Origin of the sequence: Hyphomicrobium sp. CS1BSMeth3, assembly GCF_900117415.1 — a bacterium.
Classification (GTDB): domain Bacteria; phylum Pseudomonadota; class Alphaproteobacteria; order Rhizobiales; family Hyphomicrobiaceae.
The window spans coordinates 1,531,556-1,548,920 of record NZ_FPEI01000006.1 but is presented as its reverse complement, the minus strand read 5'-3'; the positions used below and the strand labels follow the sequence as shown (position 1 = coordinate 1,548,920).

The following is a 17,365-nucleotide window of genomic DNA, read 5'->3' as shown; positions in this document are numbered from 1 at the left end:
GAGCCAGAAAAGAGGTGTTCAGGCCGGAACGAGCAGGCGGCGAGCCCGCTCGAGGTCGGCCGGAGTATCGACACCGAGGGGGACGGTGTCAACGAGGCCCACGTCAATGCGCATGCCCGCCTCGAGCGCCCTAAGCTGTTCTAGACGCTCACGTTGTTCGAGCGGGGCCGGGGGGAGCGCGACGAACCGCTCCAGTGCGTCCCGGGTATAGGCGTACATGCCGATGTGGTGGTAGAGGGCCCCCTCTCCGCTCGGCGCCGTCGCGCGCGTAAAATAGAGTGCCCGCAGGCGGTTGGGCCCGATCGGGGTGCCGACGGCTTTGACCACGTTGGGGTTCGTGCGCTCCTCCGCGACCACAATCTCGCAGGCGATGGTAGCGATGTCGGCCGCCGGCTCGGCCGTGAGCACATCGAGGCAGGTGCGGATGAGGCGCGGCTCGATGGTTGGCAGGTCGCCCTGCACATTGACGATAGAGCGGAATTCGCGCGCGGGATCGAGGCTCTGGATGGCCTCGAAAATGCGGTCCGTTCCATTCTGGTGGTCGGGCCGCGTCATCTGTGCCTCGCCGCCGGCCGCACGGATTGCGGCGGCGATCTCGTCGCTGTCCGTAGCGACGACGACGCGGCCAAGATCGGCCTCCATAGCGCGCCGCCATACGTGCACGATCATGGGCACGCCATGGATATCGGCGAGGGGCTTGCCGAGGAGCCTGGTCGAGGCCATGCGGGATGGAATGACGATCAGCGCGCCGCCCATGCGCCTTGGCCTCTGTTGTGGTCGCCCGAAAGCGGGTGACAATTGGTCTCGCCTTCTCCTCGTAGAACAGATGCCGTTCAGGTTGCAAGCATCGGGGGAACGCCTATATTGGCGCCCGTTCTAGTGTGACGATCGAGAAATTCGCCTGCGCTCGCGGGGCGGTATCGTGCGAATTTATCGATCTGAATCAGACTAGCAAGATTGTGGTCTTAGTGCCCCTTTGCTTCCGAAGTTCGCTCTCAGCGCTCGCGGCTAGGTCCGGCGAACTTCGAAAACGGGGCACTAGGGGGAGCCGGACCCCGGCCGCCGGGCCGGGAATGATGGGGCAGCGCAACTCAGATGAATGCTTTCGAGCTGAATAAAATTGCCGGTGCCGCGCTGGCGGCGCTGCTGCTCATCTTTGGGGGCAGGACCTTACTCGAGATCGTCGACAAGCCGCGCCATGTCGAGAAGGCGGGCTACACGCTGCCCATGCCGAAGGGCGGGCCGGCGGGCGCATCGGCGCCAGCCGTGGCCGTGTTCGACTTTGCGAAGGAAGTCGAGCCTCTCCTGGCGAAGGCGAGCGTCGACGGCGGCAAGGATGCGTTCAAGAAGTGCGTCTCCTGCCATACGGTCGAGAAGGGCGGGCCGAACCGCACGGGTCCGAACCTCTACGGCGTCGTCGATCGTGACGTTGGCAAGCACGAGGGCTTCAACTACTCGCCGGCCCTCAAGGACAAGGGCGGCAAGTGGGATTGGGCCCATCTCGCGGCCTACCTGCACAACCCGCGGCAGGCTATTCCCAACAACCGCATGGCGTTCCCTGGCGTAAGCGATAACGCCGAGCTCGCCGACCTGCTCGCCTATCTGCGCACGCTGTCGGATTCACCGGCTGCGCTGCCGAAGTAGGCTGCTCGGGTCTCGCTCCATCATCTTGCGCGCACGCCGTCAATACCGGCGTCCGATGCGCGCTGCGGTTGTGGATGGACGAATATTAACTTGGCAGAAGGCCCCGGGTTTCTCATCTATAGCCCGTCCGGTGTAAGCTGGGCGGGCTCGGCGTGTCCGTCCGCTCGCGGCGCGTACAATGAGGCCTGATGCATGGGGCGGATACTGGTGAACGAGGCCCGGAGGGACCGCGTCGGCGGCGCTGTCGTCGCTGCGCTCGCTGTAGCCGCGAGCATTGTCGCGCTGCCATCAGCCGGGCTCTGCGATCCGAACGCACCTCGCGAGCACGCCATCTCGCTCCTCGGCTCGGTGCGCTACGGGCCGGACTTCAAGCATTTCGACTGGGTCGATCCCAATGCGCCGAAGGGCGGGCGCGTGCGGATGCGCGCGACCGGCACGTATGATTCGCTCAATCCGTACGCCCAGAAGGGCCTCGCGGCCGTTTGGTCCAATGTGATCCACGACTCGCTGATGGCAGAGAGCCTCGACGAGCCGGCGACCGAGTACGGCCTCATTGCGGAATGGGTCGCCCATGCGCCCGACTTCAGCTCGGCGACTTTCGGCATCAGACCCGAGGCGCGCTTCCATGATGGCCGCCCGATCACGCCCGACGACGTCGTCTTTTCCCTCGAGGCGCTCAAGAAATCGAGCCCGCGCTATCAGATCTACTTCAAGGATGTGACGCGCGCCGTGGTTTCCGGCGAGCGGATGGTGACATTCGAGTTCGCCGTGACAGGCAATCGCGAGCTGCCGGTGATCGTCGGCAGCCTGCCCGTCCTCGCGCGGCACTACTGGGAAGGAAAGGACGCGAACGGGGAGCCGCGCGATATCGCCCGCGGCACGACGGAGATCCCGCTTGGCTCGGGTCCTTACCGCATCAAGCAGGCCGACATCGGCCGATCCATCACGTATGAGCGCGTCGCCGACTGGTGGGCACGGGATCTGCCCGTGTCGCGTGGCCAATGGAATTTCGACGAGGTGCGCTTCGAATATTTCCGCGATGCCGTTCCCGCCTTTGAGGCCTTCAAGGCCGGGCAGCTCGATTTCTGGTCCGAGTCGAGCGCGAAATCCTGGGCCACGGCCTACGATTTCGACGCGCTGCGCCGCGGCCTCGTCAAGCGCGAGGAGTGGCAGAACGATCTCGTCACGCCCATGCAGGGCTTCGCCTTCAATATCCGCCGGCCGCAGTTCAAGGATCCGCGCGTGCGCCGCGCCTTCAATCTCGCTTTCGACTTCGAGTGGGCGAGCAAGAACATCCTCTTCGACCAGTACACGCGGGTCGGCAGCTACTTCGAGAATTCCGAGCTGAAAGCCAAGGGCCTGCCGACGGGGCGCGAGCTCGAATTGCTCGAAAGCGTACGTGAGCAGGTGCCGAAGGAGGTGTTCACCACACCTTATGCGAACCCCTTCAATCGCGGGCCCGAGGATGCGCGCCGCCACATGGCGGAGGCGGCGAAGCTGCTCGCGGCCGCCGGCTGGAAGCAGCAGAACGGCGAGTTGCGCAATGCCGCGGGCGAGGCCTTCACAGTCGAGTTCCTGATCGTATCGCCCGAGTTCGAGCGCATCATTCAGCCCTATGGGGTGGCGCTCGGCCGGCTCGGCATCAAGACGTCGATCCGCATCGTCGACAGCGCCCAGTATCGCCGGCGCCTCAACACGTTCGACTTCGACATGGTGGTCGCGAGCTTCCGCCAGTCGGTGACGCCGGGCAACGAGCAGCGCGACTACTGGGGTTCCGCGGCAGCCGACAGCGAAGGCAGTCGCAACTTGATCGGGATCAAGAATACCGCGGTCGATCAGCTTATCGAGAAGTTGATTTTTGCCACGGATCGCGCGGAGCTCGTGGCCGCATCACGCGCACTTGATCGGGTTCTGCTTTGGAACCATTACCTCGTTCCGCAGTGGTATGTTCCAAAGGAACGCGTGGCCATGTGGGACATGTTCGGCGGCCCGGCGAAGATGCCGACCCACGTTCAGGCCACCTCGCGCTTCCTGCAGGTGTGGTGGCATGATCAGGCTGCCGCCGCCCGGCTCTCGGATGCACGGCGACGATAGCGGACGCAATGATATTTCGGCCGAAGACCGGATCATGAGAGGATGAATTTGATGACGCGTTGGCTCTATCTCAGGTGCTTCGCCGCCGCCATTGCCGCGCTCGCCGTGCTCGGCGGCCCGTCGCGGCTCGCGGCCGAGGAGTTCCGCCATGGGCTCTCCACGTTCGGTGACCTCAAGTATCCAGCCGACTTCAAACACTTCGACTACGTCAATCCGGATGCACCGAAGAGTGGCCGCTTCTCGACTTATGGCGGCCCCCTCAATTCCTTCGACAGCTTCAATCCCTTCATCCTGAAGGGCGACCCTGCAACGGGTCTGAGCGCGCTCTTCGATACGCTGATGGAGCGTTCAGGCGACGAGCCGGACGCCATGTACGGCCTTATCGCGAAGGAGGTGGCAGTTGCCAAGGACGGCAATTCCGTGACGTTCCGCCTGAGGCCCGAAGCAAAGTTCTCCGATGGCTCGCCCGTCACGGCGGAAGACGTCGTCTTCTCCTTCGACATTCTGAAATCGAAGGGCCATCCGAGCTACCGCATCATGATGCGCGACGTGACCAAGGCCGAGGCGCTGGATTCGCATACGGTGCGCTTCACCTTCACGGGCGATCTCAAACGCGATCTGCCGACGACGGTCGCCGGCCTCCCCGTGCTCTCGAAGGCCTACTACTCGAAGCAGGAGTTCGACCAGACGACGCTCGAGCCGCCCGTCGGATCCGGTCCCTATCTCATCAGCGACTTCCGGCCCGGCGCCCAGATCACCTACAAGCGTCGCGACGACTATTGGGGCAAGGACCTTCCGGTCAATCGCGGCGCGAACAACTTCGACGAGCTTCGCTTCGAATACTATCGCGATCGCACGGCCGCGCTCGAAGGCTTCAAAGCCGGAACCTACGATTTCCGAGAGGAGTTCACCGCACGTGACTGGTCGACGGGCTACGAGGTCCCGGCCATGCGGGACGGCCGCATGAAGAAGCTGACGCTTCCGGACGAGAACCCTTCCGGCGCACAGGGCTTCTTCTTCAATACGCGGCGCGCGAAGTTCGCTGACCCGCGCGTGCGCAGGGCGCTCGACTATGCCTTCGACTTCGAATTCACCAACAAGAACATGTTTTATGGGCTGTATCTGCGGACGAACAGCTACTTCGAGAATTCGGACATGAAGGCCGTGGGCAAGCCTTCGCCTGCAGAGCTGGCGCTACTCGAGCCCTTCAAGGACAAGCTGCCCACTGCCGTGTTCGAGGAGCCTTACAACTCGCCGGTCTCGGACGGCTCGGGATCGGACCGCCGGCTGTTGCGCGAGGCGGCGCGGCTCCTCGACGAAGCGGGCTGCAAGATGAAGGATCGCATCCGCGTCTGCCCGAATGGTGAGCCGCTGCAGATCGAGTTTCTGATCTTCGAGGATACGTTCGAGCGCGTGATCGCGCCTTACATCAAGAACCTCCAGGCGATCGGTGTCGGCGCCACCATCCGACGCGTCGACAGTGCGCAGTACCAGCGTCGCGTGAAGGCCTTCGACTTCGATGTCGTCACTTCGCGCTTCGTCATGCGCCTGACACCGGGCATCGAGATGCGCAACTACTGGGGCAGCGAGAATGCGAACGTCGAGGGCAGCGTGAATCTCGCCGGCATCAAGGACCCGGTGATCGATGCCTTGATCGACAAGGTCGTCGCGGCGAAGAGCCGGGAGGAGCTGGTCACGGCGACGCGCGCTATCGACCGCGTGCTGCGCGCCGGGCACTACTGGGTGCCGCAGTGGTACAAGGCTGCGCACAACATTGCCTACTGGGACAAGTTCTCCTACCCGGAGAAGAAGCCCAAGTTTGGCCGCGGCGCGCCGGATACCTGGTGGTATGACGCCGAGAAAGCTGCGAAGCTGAAGTCGAACTGACAGCTAGAACTCGCGGAAGCGTACGGATCCCATGGGCGCCTATCTTCTGAAGCGCATTCTGCTGATGATCCCGACCTTGTTCGGGATCATGCTGATCAGCTTCACGATCATCCAGTTCGCTCCAGGCGGCCCCGTGGAGCGTGTGATTGCGCAGCTCACGGGCACGGATAGCGCCGCAACTTCTCGCATTGGCGGCGGTGGCGGCGACGGCATGGGGGCCGGAGGAGCCTCGCAGCAGGCCGGCGGCGCCGATGCAAGCTCCTCGCGCTATCGCGGCGCGCAGGGGCTCGATCCCGAGTTCATCAAGCAGCTCGAGAAGCAGTTCGGCTTCGACAAGCCGGCGCACGAGCGCTTCTTCCTGATGATGAAGAACTATCTGACGTTCGATTTCGGCAAGAGCTACTTCCGCGATATCAGCGTGCTGCAGCTCATCAAGGAGAAGCTCCCCGTCTCGGTTTCGCTCGGCGTCTGGATGATGCTGCTCACCTACCTCATTTCCATTCCGCTCGGCATTCGCAAGGCCGTGCATGATGGGGAGCCCTTCGACACCTGGACATCCGGCCTCCTCGTCGTCGGCTATGCCATCCCCGGCTTCCTGATTGCCGTGCTGCTGCTGATCCTCTTTGCCGGTGGCTCGTTCGTGCAGTGGTTTCCCTCGCGCGGCCTCACGTCCGACAACTGGGTGCATTTCTCGCTCTGGGGCAAGATCGTCGACTATTTCTGGCACCTGACGCTGCCGCTGATTGCGCTGGCGCTCGGCGCTTTCACGACGATGGCGTTCCTGACCAAGAACTCGTTCCTCGACGAGATCCGCAAGCAGTACGTCATGACGGCGCGCGCCAAGGGCCTTGCCGAGGGCCAGGTGCTCTACGGTCACGTCTTCCGCAACGCCATGCTGCTGATCATTGCCGGCTTCCCGGGGGCGTTCATCGGCGCGTTCTTCAGCGGCGCGCTGCTGATCGAGACGATCTTCTCGCTCGACGGTCTCGGGCTCCTTAGCTTCGAGTCGATCATCAATCGCGACTACCCGGTGGTGTTCGCCACGCTCTTCATCTTCTCGCTGCTGGGGCTGGTCGTGAACCTCATATCGGATTTCGTCTATACGCTCGTCGATCCGCGCATCGACTTCGAATCGCGGGAGGTCTGAGACCTTGGACGCACGGCGCGATGATACGATCGAACGCCCGGCCGTCGTGGAGCGGGCCGATGCCGAGCCGCGCGCGCCCTGGCTCCGTCTCTCCCCGATAAACGAGCGGCGCTGGCGCAATTTCAAGGCCAATCGGCGCGGCTACTGGAGTCTCTGGGTTTTTCTCAGCCTCTTCATCGTCAGCCTGTTTGCGGAGGTCATCGCAAACGATCGTCCGATCCTCGTGCGCTACAAGGGCGAGATCCTCCTCCCATTTCTCATCGACTATCCAGAGGAGAAGTTCGGCGGCTTCCTGGCCGTGACCGATTACAAGGATCCGGTCATTCTCGATGAGATCCAGAGCAACGGCTGGATCCTCTGGCCGCCGATCCGCTACTCCTACAACTCGATCAACAAGGACTTCCCGCGCGTCAAAGGCCCCGAGGGCCGGTGTCTCGGCTATCCGGCGCCGCCGCCATGGGCATCGAGCGCGGAGTTCTGCGAGGCCGATGCCGCGCAGATGGCGCGTTTCCAGGCCATCGGCAACCGCAACTGGCTCGGCACGGACGACCAGGGGCGCGATGTCGTCGCGCGCGTCATCTACGGCTTCCGAATATCCGTGCTCTTCGGCTTGATCCTCACGATCCTCTCGGCGGCGATCGGCGTGACGGCGGGTGCTGTGCAGGGATACTTCGGCGGGCGCACGGATCTCGTCTTCCAGCGCGTTCTCGAGGTGTGGTCGTCGATCCCGTCGCTCTATGTGCTGATCATCATCTCTGCGGTGCTCGTGCCGGGCTTCTGGACGCTGCTCTTCATCCTGCTGCTGTTCCACTGGGTCTATCTCGTCGGCGTGGTGCGCGCCGAGTTCCTGCGCGGGCGCAATTTCGAGTACATCACAGCGGCCCGCGCGCTCGGTCTCTCGAACGCCAAGATCATGTTCAAGCACCTGCTGCCGAACGCGATGGTGGCGACGCTGACCTTCCTGCCCTTCAAGCTTTCGGGCTCCATCACGGCCCTCACCGCGCTCGACTTCCTCGGCCTCGGGCTGCCGCCGGGCTCGCCCTCGCTCGGGGAGCTCCTTTCTCAGGGCAAGGCCAATCTGCAGGCGCCGTGGCTCGGGCTCGCCGGGTTCTTCTCGATCGCGATCACGCTTTCGCTGCTGATCTTCGTCGGCGAGGCCGTCCGCGACGCGCTCGATCCGAGGAAGACCTTCAAATGAGCGCGCAGGCCAAAGTCCACTCCCAGACGCTCGTCACCGTGCGCAATCTCTCGGTCGAGTTCCGCTCGGGCGAGAAGCGCCATGCTGCCGTGCGCGGCATCGACTTCACGATCTGCAAGGGCGAGACGGTGGCGCTCGTCGGCGAGTCCGGATCGGGCAAGAGCGTCTCCGCGCTTTCCATCATGCGCCTGCTGCCCTATCCGGCGGCGCACCACCCGACAGGCGAGATCTTTTTCGAAGGCAAGGATCTGCTGAAGGTTCCGGGTCCGGTCATGCGCCATATCCGCGGCGGCCGCATCTCGATCATTTTCCAGGAGCCGATGACCTCGCTCAATCCGCTGCACACCATCGAGCAGCAGGTTGGCGAGATTCTGCGCCTGCACATGGGACTGAGCGAAGCCGAGGCCAGGACACGCACGCTCGACCTCCTGCGCAAGGTCGGCATCCGCGATGCGGAGAAGCGTCTCGGCGCCTACCCGCATCAGCTCTCGGGCGGCCAGCGCCAGCGTGTCATGATTGCCATGGCACTTGCCAACGAGCCGGATCTCCTGATCGCGGACGAGCCGACGACGGCGCTCGATGTCACCATCCAGGCCCAGATCCTCGCGCTGCTCAAGCGGCTGCAGCGCGAGCTCGGCATGGCCATGCTGCTCATCACGCACGATCTCGGCATCGTGCGGAAGATGGCGGACCGCGTGTATGTGATGAATGCGGGGGCGATCGTCGAGCGCGGCACCGTCCGCCAGATCTTCGAGGCGCCGCAGCACGCTTACACGCGCCACCTGCTTGCCGCCGAGCCCAAGGGAGAGCCGCCGCCCGGCAATCCGCATGGACCGGTGGTCGTCGAGACGGACAATCTCAAGGTCTGGTTCCCGGTCAAGCGCGGGCTGATGAGACGCACGGTCGACCACGTGCGCGCCGTCGACGGGGTCTCGCTGAAGCTCCGGGCAGGCGAGACGATCGGCGTGGTCGGCGAGTCCGGCTCGGGCAAGACGTCGCTTGGGCTCGCGATCCTCCGTCTGATCAGCTCGCAGGGCCCGGTCGTGTACATGGGCAAGCGGATCGACGGGCTCGGCGCAAAGCAGATGCGCCCGCTGCGCCATGAGATGCAGATCGTTTTCCAGGACCCCTATGGCTCGCTCTCGCCGCGCCTCTCGGTGAGCCAGATCGTCGAGGAGGGGCTGCACATCCAGGCCGCCGGATTGACCTTCGATCAGCGCCGCGCGCGCGTCAGTCAGGCCCTGGCCGAGGTCGGTATCGACCCTTCTGCGCAGGATCGATATCCGCACGAGTTCTCGGGCGGCCAGCGCCAGCGCATCGCCATCGCGCGCGCCATGGTGCTGGAGCCGCGCTTCGTGATGCTCGACGAACCGACCAGCGCGCTCGACATGAGCGTGCAGGCCCAGATCGTCGACCTCCTGCGCGACCTGCAGCGCAAACGCGACCTCTCGTACCTCTTCATCAGCCACGACCTGCGTGTCGTCAGAGCGCTGAGCAACTACGTGATCGTGCTGCGAAATGGGGTCGTGGTGGAGGAGGGGCGGACCGCCGAGATCTTCGAGCGCCCCCGCGAGTCCTACACGCAGGCCCTGCTGGCCGCGGCACTCAATCTCGAGGTCACGCACGAGGAAGTGCTGGCAACCTGAGCGCGCTGTCGGGGCGATGCATACGCGCAATGGTCGTGGTGTGCTTAACCTGACGATACGTGATCGGCTCAAACCGGGGCCGGGGCGTCAAGTCACTGAAGAAGCGTTGATAAAAGAAAAGCCGGGCACGAGGCCCGGCTGAAGTTTGATCCGTATCGCCTAAGCAACACGGTTGAAGGCGTCAAAGGGAGGGAACTGCCTTCAGTAGCTGTCCGTCACAGCTAAAGAGGTATATGTGAGGTATCGGACTTCAGTTCAATCCGGTGCGGGAGCAGGTGCCCATGCAGAAAGCGCATGTCTAGCGCCGCGTGCGGAACGACCTCCCGGTCAGTACTTCCACTGCCGACCCTTCGCGACCATGAAGTCCCTGAAAACCTGAACCTTTTTCGCCGTCTTCAGCTCTTCCGGGTAGACGAAGTACACAGGCAGCTTCGGAAGCTCGAGGTCCGGCAGGACGGGCACGAGGTCCGTTTCTTCCTGGGTGAGGTAATCCGGGATCATCCCAATGCCGATGCCAGAGCGGATTGCGTACTTCAGGGCCAGTATGGCACTCGCGCGCATCACCGGGATTCGCGGGGCCCGGCCCTCGCGCCCGAGCGATTCGAGCATGTTGATGTGTGAGAGATGCGGCGCCGGATTGCCGACGAACGACACGATCCGGTGGCGGTCGAGATCGGCAATGCTCTGCGGCGTCCCGAACTTGCGGATGTACTGGCTCGATGCGTAGCAGTGCGTCTGCATCGTGAAGAGCGGCCGGCGGATGAGGTCGCCCTGCGCCGGCTCGCGCGCCCAGATGGCGACGTCCGCGACGCGCATGGAGAGATCGACCGGCTCGTCGTTGAGGATGAGCTCGACGCGGATGTCGGGATAGAGCTCGAGGAACTCGCGCAGGCGCTGGGTGATCCAGACCGAGCCGAGGCCGACCGTCGCGGTGACGCGGAGGTCACCCGCCGGCTTCGTCGTCGAGTCGGAGAGAAGCGACTCGGCGGTCTGCAGCTTGTTCATCACCTCGCTGGCGGTGCGGAAGAGCATCTCGCCCTGCTCGGTGAGCACGAGGCCGCGCGCGTGGCGATGAAAGAGCGAGACGCCAAGCTCTTTCTCGAGCGCGGAGACCTGCCGGCTGACCGCCGACTGGCTCATCCGCAGGCTCTCGCCGGCATGGGTAAAGCTCCCAGCTTCGGCCGCCGAATGGAAAATGCGCAACTTGTCCCAGTCCATATGCCCCGGCACGCGACCGTTTCCTCCGTCTATTGTTTATTGAGCAGCTTCGAGGTGCTCGCCCGCATGGGCGAGGAACCGCTCGGCTTCGAGTGCCGCCATGCAGCCCATGCCGGCGGCCGTGACCGCCTGGCGATAGACCTCGTCCTTGACGTCACCGGCGGCAAAGACGCCGGGGATGTCGGTGGCGGTCGAATCTGGCTTCGTGATTAGATAGCCGCCCTTGGTCATGGGTAGCTGTCCGACAAAGAGTTCGGTGGCCGGCGCGTGGCCGATGGCGATGAACACGCCGTCGACGGGCCGGCTCACGAGGGCGCCCGTCCGCACATTGCGCAGGCGCACGCCGGTGACGCTCTTCACCGGATCGGTGTCGCCGGTGATCTCATCGAGCGCGGTGTCCCAGAGGACTTCGATCTTGGGGTTCTTGAACAGGCGATCCTGGAGGATGCGCTCGGCGCGGAAGCTGTCGCGGCGATGCACGACAGTGACCTTCTTCGCGAAGTTCGTGAGGAAGATCGCTTCCTCGACCGCGGTATTGCCACCGCCGACGACGATCACCTCCTTGTCGCGATAGAAGAAGCCATCGCAGGTGGCGCAGGCCGAGACACCATGGCCCTGGAAGGCCTCCTCGCTCGGCATCCCGAGCCAGCGCGCCTGGGCGCCTGTGCAGATGATGAGCGCGTCGCAGGTGTAGCTGTCGCCCGAATCGCATTCGAGCAGGAAGGGGCGCTTCGAGAGTGTGACCTTGACCACATGGTCCATGACCACCTCGGTGCCGACGTGCTCGGCCTGGGCCCGCATCTCCTCCATGAGCCAGGGGCCCTGGATGACCTTGGCGAACCCGGGATAATTCTCGACATCGGTCGTGATGGTGAGCTGCCCGCCGGGCTGATTGCCCTGGATGATCAGCGGTTTGAGCATTGCTCGTGCGGCATAGATTGCGGCCGTGTAGCCGGCCGGGCCTGAGCCGAGAATGATCACTTTGGCGTGGCGCGGGCTGGTCATGGGCTCACTTTCTGGCGCTTCCAAGTTTCGTGTTGTCTTTCAGCTATGCGTTAAACGCATATGGCCTAGGTTGGCAAGCCCTTCAAGTGTGGCAGGGGAGCTTCCGAACCGGATTCCAGTCGGCGTGGTCAAAAATCGGCGAGCCTAGCCGAAGGCTAATGTGGCGATCGAGAAATTCGCGAGATCTCGCGGCACAGTGCGAAGCGCATTTCTTGATCTGGATCACACGGGCAAGTCTATGTTTCTAGCGCCCCTTTTGCTTCCGGAGTGCGCTCGGGATGCCAGCATCGAGGTCGAGCGGACTTCGGAATCGGGGCACTAGCGCGTGAAGCGGCTGGCGTTACAACTTTAAGGCTTGATGCGGCAGCCTGAAGGCAGGGGCGGGAGCGAGGGCCGGCCGGGAGGCCTACTACTGCGCGACGCGGCGGTCCATGGACGTCCAGCGCAGGTCCAGGCCTTCGTTGAGAGGGCTGAACAGCAGGCCGGAGAGGCCGCTTTTGAAGACGCCGGACCGCACGGCCGTGCCGATCCAGAGCTCAGCGGCGTCGGCTTCGATCAGGGTCGCAGCGGCCTTGTAGTTGCGCCAGCGGGCACCTTGATCCGTGGTGCGGCGCGCCTCGGCGACGAGGGCGTCGACCGCCTCATTGCAGTAGCCGCTGTAGTTCGTGCGCCCGATCGCCTTGCAGCCGAAACGGGCGCCGATCCACGGATCGGGATCGGGCGGCAGGCGCGTCTCGGCCATGAACAGCACGTCGTACATCTGCTTTTCGTCGTGCGAGCGCGCGAAGATGGCTTCTGCAGGCTCGGCGACGACGCGGGACTTCACCCCGAGCTGATCGAGGCCCTGCTTCAGGGTGGCGGCCGCCATCTCGGCGTGAACCTGCCCGGCCACGGCGCCGATGGTGATCTCCGGGAGCGGACCTGGCACACGCTCGAGGTACTCGCGCGCGCGCACCAGATCGAAGCGATAGCCGCGCGTCGTGCTGGGCCCGCCCCAGATGAGATCGGGGAGCGGCGAGCCGTTCCGGGCCATGGTCCCGGCGAGGAGGCCCTGAACCAGTCCGTCGTAGTCGAAGGCGTGCGACAGGACGCGGCGGAAGTCGATGTTGTTGCCCGGCGGACGGCGGTTGTGAATGACGCCGCGTACGAGGCGCAGCGTCGGCTGCTCGACGACCTGGAAGCCCGGCGTATTGCGCAGGTTCGTGAGCTGGTCGATGGCCAGGTGTCCGAGAATGCCGCCGAGGTCGCCCCTCAGCAGGGCGGCGATTCGCTCGGCCGCATCGGCAACCGGATAGACCTCGAACTCGTCGATGGCGTTGGGGCCCCAGTCGGGGATGAAGTGCTCGAGATTGCGCGAGGCGATGAAGGCCCCTTCGCGGTCACGCCGGAAGGGAATGTACGAGCCCGAGCCGGCGCTGTTGCGCTGCAGCCATTCCTGGCCCCAGTCGTTGTTCTTCTCGTTTGCGGCGACGAGCGCGCGATTGACGATCGCAAGCTCGGGAAGCAGTGTCGCGAAACCCTGCATGGGCTGCGTGAGATTGAACACCACCGTGCTCTCGCCGACGGCCCGCGTGCCACCCGGCGCGATCACGCCGGCGAAGAGCGCGTAGGGACCCTGCTTCAGCGCCAGCAGTCGCTCCATGGAGTAGGCGACATCGGCCGCGCGGACCGGACTGCCATCATGGAATTTCGCGTCGTCGCGCAGATGGAAGGTGTGGATCTGCCCGTCCGGCGACATCTCGTGGCGGGCAGCGAGCCAGAGCTGGAGGTGCGGCGGGGAGCCGACCCAGCGCAGCAGGCTGTCGTAGAAATTGAGGCGAATTATATTCTGTCCGGGATCGTCGACCACGTGGGGGTCGAACGTGCCATAGGTCGTGGCCGTCCCGAGAACGAGGCGGCGCTTCTCCTCGGGCGAGGCACGAGCAGGAGCGAGGCACAGCATCACGCCGGCCAGGATAATCAAAATCCAGCCTGCAATTCCAGTTCGGCCGATCGCGCCCATCCCGCAGCCCAGCTTCATGCCACACGCGATCTTGACGCTCAGGCGCGCGTGGGTCAATGAGGCGCCGGCGAATTGGTGACCGGCGCTGTGTGCACGTGGCAGAAGCGCCATCACTGCGGCAATTTTTGGATGACGGGTGCCGATGACAGAGCTTCTCTGGACAGGCCCGGACGACGCTGACGCGACGCTGCTGCTCGCCCACGGCGCGGGCGCGCCCATGGACAGCCCGTTCATGACGCTCATCAGTGATATGCTGGCCATGCGAGGGATCCGCGTCGCGCGCTTCGAGTTCGCCTACATGGCCGCGCGGCGCAAGGGTGGAAAACGCAGACCTCCTCCTAAAGCAGAGACGCTCGACGGCGAGATGACAGTGGCTGCGCGAGCAGCGGCCGCGGGTGCTTCGGGCAAGCTCGCGATCGGCGGCAAGTCGATGGGCGGTCGCGTCGCGAGCCACGTTGCGGAAAATTTGCACAAAACGGGCGAGGTCGCTGGCCTTGTCTGCCTCGGCTATCCCTTTCACCCGCCGAATACGCCGGAGCGCCTGCGTGTTGCGCACCTCGAAACACTCACGTGCCCGACGCTGATCATCCAGGGCGAACGCGATCCCTTCGGGACGCGCGCGGAGGTCGAGGCGCTCACGCTCCCGCCCGCCATCCGCATTCACTGGGCGCACGACGGCGATCACGACCTCGGCCCGCGCGGCGGCTCAGGTACAACCCGGCGCGGCAATCTCGAAGCCGCCGCCGATGCCATCGCGGCGTTCCTCAAGGCGCTGTAGGTCGCGACGTCGCGTGCGTGGCGGTTCGCGCTTTCAGCGCGAGTGGGGCCTTGGCCCCACCCCCCAATCGGGGGACACCCCCGAACCCCCGTCTTTTATGAATTTGGAGTTCGCCGCTGGCGCCGCCATGTCCCTTCTCCCCGTTCTGACGGGGAGAAGGTTAGGATGAGGGGCGGCGGCACTTACTAACGTCGGCGTATGCCGCCGCCCCTCACCCCGACCCTCTCCCCATTGAAGACAATGGGGAGAGGGGGAAGAACGGCGTCACACGCGAGCGCTGTCCGCTCGCTGGCGAGGGGACGCAATTAATGAGCACCGGCGCACAACAGTCATGAGCGCGCGACTGCGCGCCGGCCGGTAGGCCGTACCAGGAAACCACAGCACCCCTTCCCAGCAGCCCGCCGCCCCAGATGACCGCTGTCGCTATGGCCGCCGCGGGCATAGCACTACGAAAGAAGGCGGCAGCACCTCTTCCCAGCAGCCCGCGGCCGACAAAAAATCAAGCTTTCACCGGCACCTCGTCCGGGACGGGGAGCTTCCGCGGGATCATCGAGACGAAGAGGAAGATGACGGCGGCCGCGATCGCGAGAATGCGAAAGAGCATGTCGAAGCCCCAGGTGCCGTGCACCCAGGCGATGAGCGGCAGTGCCGCCGCAAGCGCCACGAACGAGACGACATAGCGCGCGCCATAGATCGACCCGCGCATCTCCGAGCGCGCCATGCGGCCGATCATGTAGTCGTTGATCGGGATCTGTCCGAAGGCGCCGAGCATGAAGCCGAGCGCCACCGCGAGGGCCGTCCAGTCCGTGAGGCCCGGCATGACACTGAAGAAGACAATCTGCATCGCGGCGACGCCCATGAAGACCGTGCGCGGCCCAAGTGTGTCGAGCAGGCGTCCCACGACGAGCTGCGCCATGGAGGCCACGGCGAAGACGACGAAGGCGAGCCACCCCACCACGGTCGCGGAACCGGCGATGCCGCCCATGCGCTCGTCCATCACTTTGGGCAGCGCGAAGGTGGTCGACTGGAAGACGATGCTGGAGATCGCGCTCACGACGAAGATCACGATGGTGAGGCGCAGCAGGATCTGCCGAAGGTGCAGGTCAGTCGCACCTGCGCTGCTCGCGGCCGGCTTGGCGCCGTTGGCGCTCGCAGCAGCACGCTTGGCGGCCTTCTCGGCTTGTTCGGCTGCCATGTCGGGACGCGAGAAGAGGAAGTAGGCGACGCCGATCGCCATGGAAAGCACGCCCGGCAGGATGAAGGCTGCCCGCCAGCCACCATTGTCGATGAGGAAGCCGGTGATGAGGGCCGCGCTGCCGACGCCGAGGTTGCCCCACACGCCGTTGATGGCAATGGCCTGGCCGGTGCCCGAGGCCTTGGCGCTTTCGACGACCATGGCGAGGCCGACGGGATGGTAGATCGCCGCCAGCACGCCGACGAAGAAGAGGAGCAGCATGATCTGGAAGGGCGTGTGCGCAAAGGCCGTGAAGATCGAGGCGAGGCCGATGCCGACGAAAAAGACGGACATCATGCCGTAGCGGCTCCAGCGATCCGAGAGCCAGCCCGCGGGAAGTGAGAACAGACCGAAGGCGACGAACCCGGGCGTCGCGTAGGGGACGAGCTCGGCATAGCTCATGCCCCATTCCCGTGTCAGCGCGAGCGCTGCCACCGTCGCGAAAATCAGCGTGAACAGGTGGTCGAGGAAGTGGCCGATATTCAGGAAGAGGAAATGAATGCGCGCGCGCGTCATGGGGCGCCTCCCGGCGCTATGCTTGTTGTGGTTGGGGGGAGTGTAGCAATAGGCGGATAAGAGGTCACTCCGGTCCCGACTGCGGGATGTGGGACCCTTCTAATTTCCGCACAGGAGCAAGATCGGACGACTGGCAAGGTCAGCGCTTTCTGCAAGAAACAAGTTGCCAGCGGTGGAACAGGCGGATCGCGCCATCCTCGATGCGCAACCCGATCCCGGCGTCCTGCCCAGCCAAAGCCAGCGCCCGCACCATGACCCGCAAAGGCGCCGCACGTTCGGGGGCAGCAACAATGCCGAGCCACTCCTCGAACTCTCTCGCCTTGTCCCACGTCTGCTGCAGTTCGATCGCCAGGTCATCGCGGGAAAAGAGCGCGAGCAATTCCGAGGCCGGCAACATCCGAACGTGCGATGGATCGCGCAAGGTCTCGATTGCATTTTGCAGCTCTGCCTTGGGGCGATTTTCGGAGCTGACGACATCGGCAACGGTCAATACCCCTCCTGGGCGTAGAACCCGGATCATTTCGGCAAGCACGCGCTCGGGGGCGATGAAATGGTGAAACGAGAGCCGGGTCACAACGGCATCGAATGCGCCGTCTGTGAATGGCAATTGCGCGGCTGAGCCTTCCACGAAGACGACATTCGACAACCCCGCCTTGGCGCAACGCTCACGCGCCTTCTCGATCATCTGCGGCGTCAAATCGAACGCGACGACCTCGCGCGCCTTTTCGGCGAGCGCTCGTGCCACGATGCCGGGGCCGCACGCGACGTCGAGGACGCGCCCGCCCGCGAGGTCACCCACTGCCGCGACCAAGCGTGCGACCTGTGCCGCATCGGAGATGGCGGCAGATGAGGCAAAGCTATCTGCCTGTCTTGCAAACTCCTCTCGTGTCCGCTGCAGATGATCCGTCATCCCGCCCCTCTCGACCTGTGGATCGGCACGTGCGGATACTGTTATCGTGAGGGCGGGAAGCCGTCTGTCGCCGGCGGGTCGAACTC

Annotated in this window: 13 protein-coding genes; 7 read left to right on the top strand and 6 right to left on the bottom strand. The window is 64.5% G+C overall.

The features are described 5' to 3' along the window. Positions 1 to 18 precede the first annotated feature (18 nt). Positions 19 to 756 (bottom strand): 3-deoxy-manno-octulosonate cytidylyltransferase, encoded by a 738-nt coding sequence (locus CS1BSM3_RS22310; RefSeq protein ID WP_072391102.1) that lies wholly within the window; start codon positions 754 to 756, stop codon positions 19 to 21. Between the two features lie 339 nt (positions 757 to 1,095). Between CS1BSM3_RS22310 and CS1BSM3_RS22305 the strand changes: the two genes are divergently transcribed. The 6 genes from CS1BSM3_RS22305 to CS1BSM3_RS22280 all read left to right on the top strand — a co-directional run bounded on the left by CS1BSM3_RS22305 (position 1,096) and on the right by CS1BSM3_RS22280 (position 9,616). Further along, positions 1,096 to 1,644, top strand: a complete 549-nt coding sequence (locus CS1BSM3_RS22305) for a c-type cytochrome (RefSeq protein WP_072391099.1) — start codon at positions 1,096 to 1,098, stop codon at positions 1,642 to 1,644. A gap of 192 nt (positions 1,645 to 1,836) precedes the next feature. After that, a complete protein-coding gene (locus CS1BSM3_RS22300; protein WP_072391096.1) occupies positions 1,837 to 3,738 on the top strand; it encodes an extracellular solute-binding protein in 1,902 nt (633 codons plus the stop codon). A 51-nt stretch (positions 3,739 to 3,789) separates the two neighbouring features. Next, complete coding sequence (locus CS1BSM3_RS22295) at positions 3,790 to 5,625, top strand: extracellular solute-binding protein (protein WP_244540589.1); 1,836 nt, start codon at positions 3,790 to 3,792, stop codon at positions 5,623 to 5,625. A gap of 31 nt (positions 5,626 to 5,656) precedes the next feature. Then, on the top strand, positions 5,657 to 6,772 hold the full coding sequence (locus CS1BSM3_RS22290; RefSeq protein ID WP_072391093.1) for a microcin C ABC transporter permease YejB: 1,116 nt from the start codon (positions 5,657 to 5,659) through the stop codon (positions 6,770 to 6,772). A gap of 28 nt (positions 6,773 to 6,800) precedes the next feature. Beyond that, the gene (locus tag CS1BSM3_RS22285; protein WP_072394316.1) at positions 6,801 to 7,970 is read left to right on the top strand and encodes an ABC transporter permease; all 1,170 of its coding nucleotides are present in this window, start codon (positions 6,801 to 6,803) and stop codon (positions 7,968 to 7,970) included. Further along, the gene (locus tag CS1BSM3_RS22280) at positions 7,967 to 9,616 is read left to right on the top strand and encodes an ABC transporter ATP-binding protein (RefSeq protein ID WP_072391090.1); all 1,650 of its coding nucleotides are present in this window, start codon (positions 7,967 to 7,969) and stop codon (positions 9,614 to 9,616) included. Before CS1BSM3_RS22285 ends, CS1BSM3_RS22280 begins: the two co-directional genes overlap by 4 nt. Before the next feature lie 327 nt (positions 9,617 to 9,943). Here the strand turns inward: CS1BSM3_RS22280 and CS1BSM3_RS22275 are convergent, their stop codons facing one another. The 3 genes from CS1BSM3_RS22275 to CS1BSM3_RS22265 form a co-directional block, all read right to left on the bottom strand. Continuing rightward, positions 9,944 to 10,846, bottom strand: a complete 903-nt coding sequence (locus tag CS1BSM3_RS22275) for a LysR family transcriptional regulator (RefSeq protein ID WP_348532913.1) — start codon at positions 10,844 to 10,846, stop codon at positions 9,944 to 9,946. A 24-nt stretch (positions 10,847 to 10,870) separates the two neighbouring features. After that, positions 10,871 to 11,839, bottom strand: coding sequence for a thioredoxin-disulfide reductase (trxB, locus tag CS1BSM3_RS22270; RefSeq protein ID WP_072391084.1), 969 nt, complete (start codon positions 11,837 to 11,839; stop codon positions 10,871 to 10,873). Positions 11,840 to 12,248: 409 nt separating this feature from the next. Beyond that, positions 12,249 to 13,859, bottom strand: a complete 1,611-nt coding sequence (locus CS1BSM3_RS22265; RefSeq protein ID WP_072394312.1) for an ABC transporter substrate-binding protein — start codon at positions 13,857 to 13,859, stop codon at positions 12,249 to 12,251. 124 nt (positions 13,860 to 13,983) lie between these two features. Between CS1BSM3_RS22265 and CS1BSM3_RS22260 the strand changes: the two genes are divergently transcribed. Next, on the top strand, positions 13,984 to 14,619 hold the full coding sequence (locus CS1BSM3_RS22260; RefSeq protein WP_072391081.1) for an alpha/beta family hydrolase: 636 nt from the start codon (positions 13,984 to 13,986) through the stop codon (positions 14,617 to 14,619). Positions 14,620 to 15,118: 499 nt separating this feature from the next. On the opposite strand, the gene CS1BSM3_RS22255 is transcribed toward CS1BSM3_RS22260, so the two are convergent. Together CS1BSM3_RS22255 and CS1BSM3_RS22250 are read right to left on the bottom strand one after the other, a co-directional pair. Next, positions 15,119 to 16,369: an MFS transporter gene (locus tag CS1BSM3_RS22255; protein ID WP_072391078.1), complete on the bottom strand. Its 1,251-nt coding sequence runs from the start codon at positions 16,367 to 16,369 to the stop codon at positions 15,119 to 15,121. A gap of 139 nt (positions 16,370 to 16,508) precedes the next feature. Continuing rightward, entirely contained in the window at positions 16,509 to 17,279 is a 771-nt protein-coding gene (locus tag CS1BSM3_RS22250) for a class I SAM-dependent methyltransferase (RefSeq protein ID WP_072391075.1), read from the bottom strand. Positions 17,280 to 17,365: the final 86 nt, after the last annotated feature.

What these genes read in the sequence shown, in the direction of transcription:
- CS1BSM3_RS22310 (WP_072391102.1), bottom strand. Translation starts at nt 756, where the DNA reads ATGGGCGGCGCGCTGATCGTCATTCCATCCCGCATGGCCTCGACCAGG.
- CS1BSM3_RS22305 (WP_072391099.1), top strand. Translation starts at nt 1,096, where the DNA reads ATGAATGCTTTCGAGCTGAATAAAATTGCCGGTGCCGCGCTGGCGGCG.
- CS1BSM3_RS22300 (WP_072391096.1), top strand. Translation starts at nt 1,837, where the DNA reads ATGGGGCGGATACTGGTGAACGAGGCCCGGAGGGACCGCGTCGGCGGC.
- CS1BSM3_RS22295 (WP_244540589.1), top strand. Translation starts at nt 3,790, where the DNA reads ATGACGCGTTGGCTCTATCTCAGGTGCTTCGCCGCCGCCATTGCCGCG.
- CS1BSM3_RS22290 (WP_072391093.1), top strand. Translation starts at nt 5,657, where the DNA reads ATGGGCGCCTATCTTCTGAAGCGCATTCTGCTGATGATCCCGACCTTG.
- CS1BSM3_RS22280 (WP_072391090.1), top strand. Translation starts at nt 7,967, where the DNA reads ATGAGCGCGCAGGCCAAAGTCCACTCCCAGACGCTCGTCACCGTGCGC.
- trxB (WP_072391084.1), bottom strand. Translation starts at nt 11,839, where the DNA reads ATGACCAGCCCGCGCCACGCCAAAGTGATCATTCTCGGCTCAGGCCCG.
- CS1BSM3_RS22265 (WP_072394312.1), bottom strand. Translation starts at nt 13,859, where the DNA reads ATGAAGCTGGGCTGCGGGATGGGCGCGATCGGCCGAACTGGAATTGCA.
- CS1BSM3_RS22260 (WP_072391081.1), top strand. Translation starts at nt 13,984, where the DNA reads ATGACAGAGCTTCTCTGGACAGGCCCGGACGACGCTGACGCGACGCTG.
- CS1BSM3_RS22255 (WP_072391078.1), bottom strand. Translation starts at nt 16,369, where the DNA reads ATGACGCGCGCGCGCATTCATTTCCTCTTCCTGAATATCGGCCACTTC.
- CS1BSM3_RS22250 (WP_072391075.1), bottom strand. Translation starts at nt 17,279, where the DNA reads ATGACGGATCATCTGCAGCGGACACGAGAGGAGTTTGCAAGACAGGCA.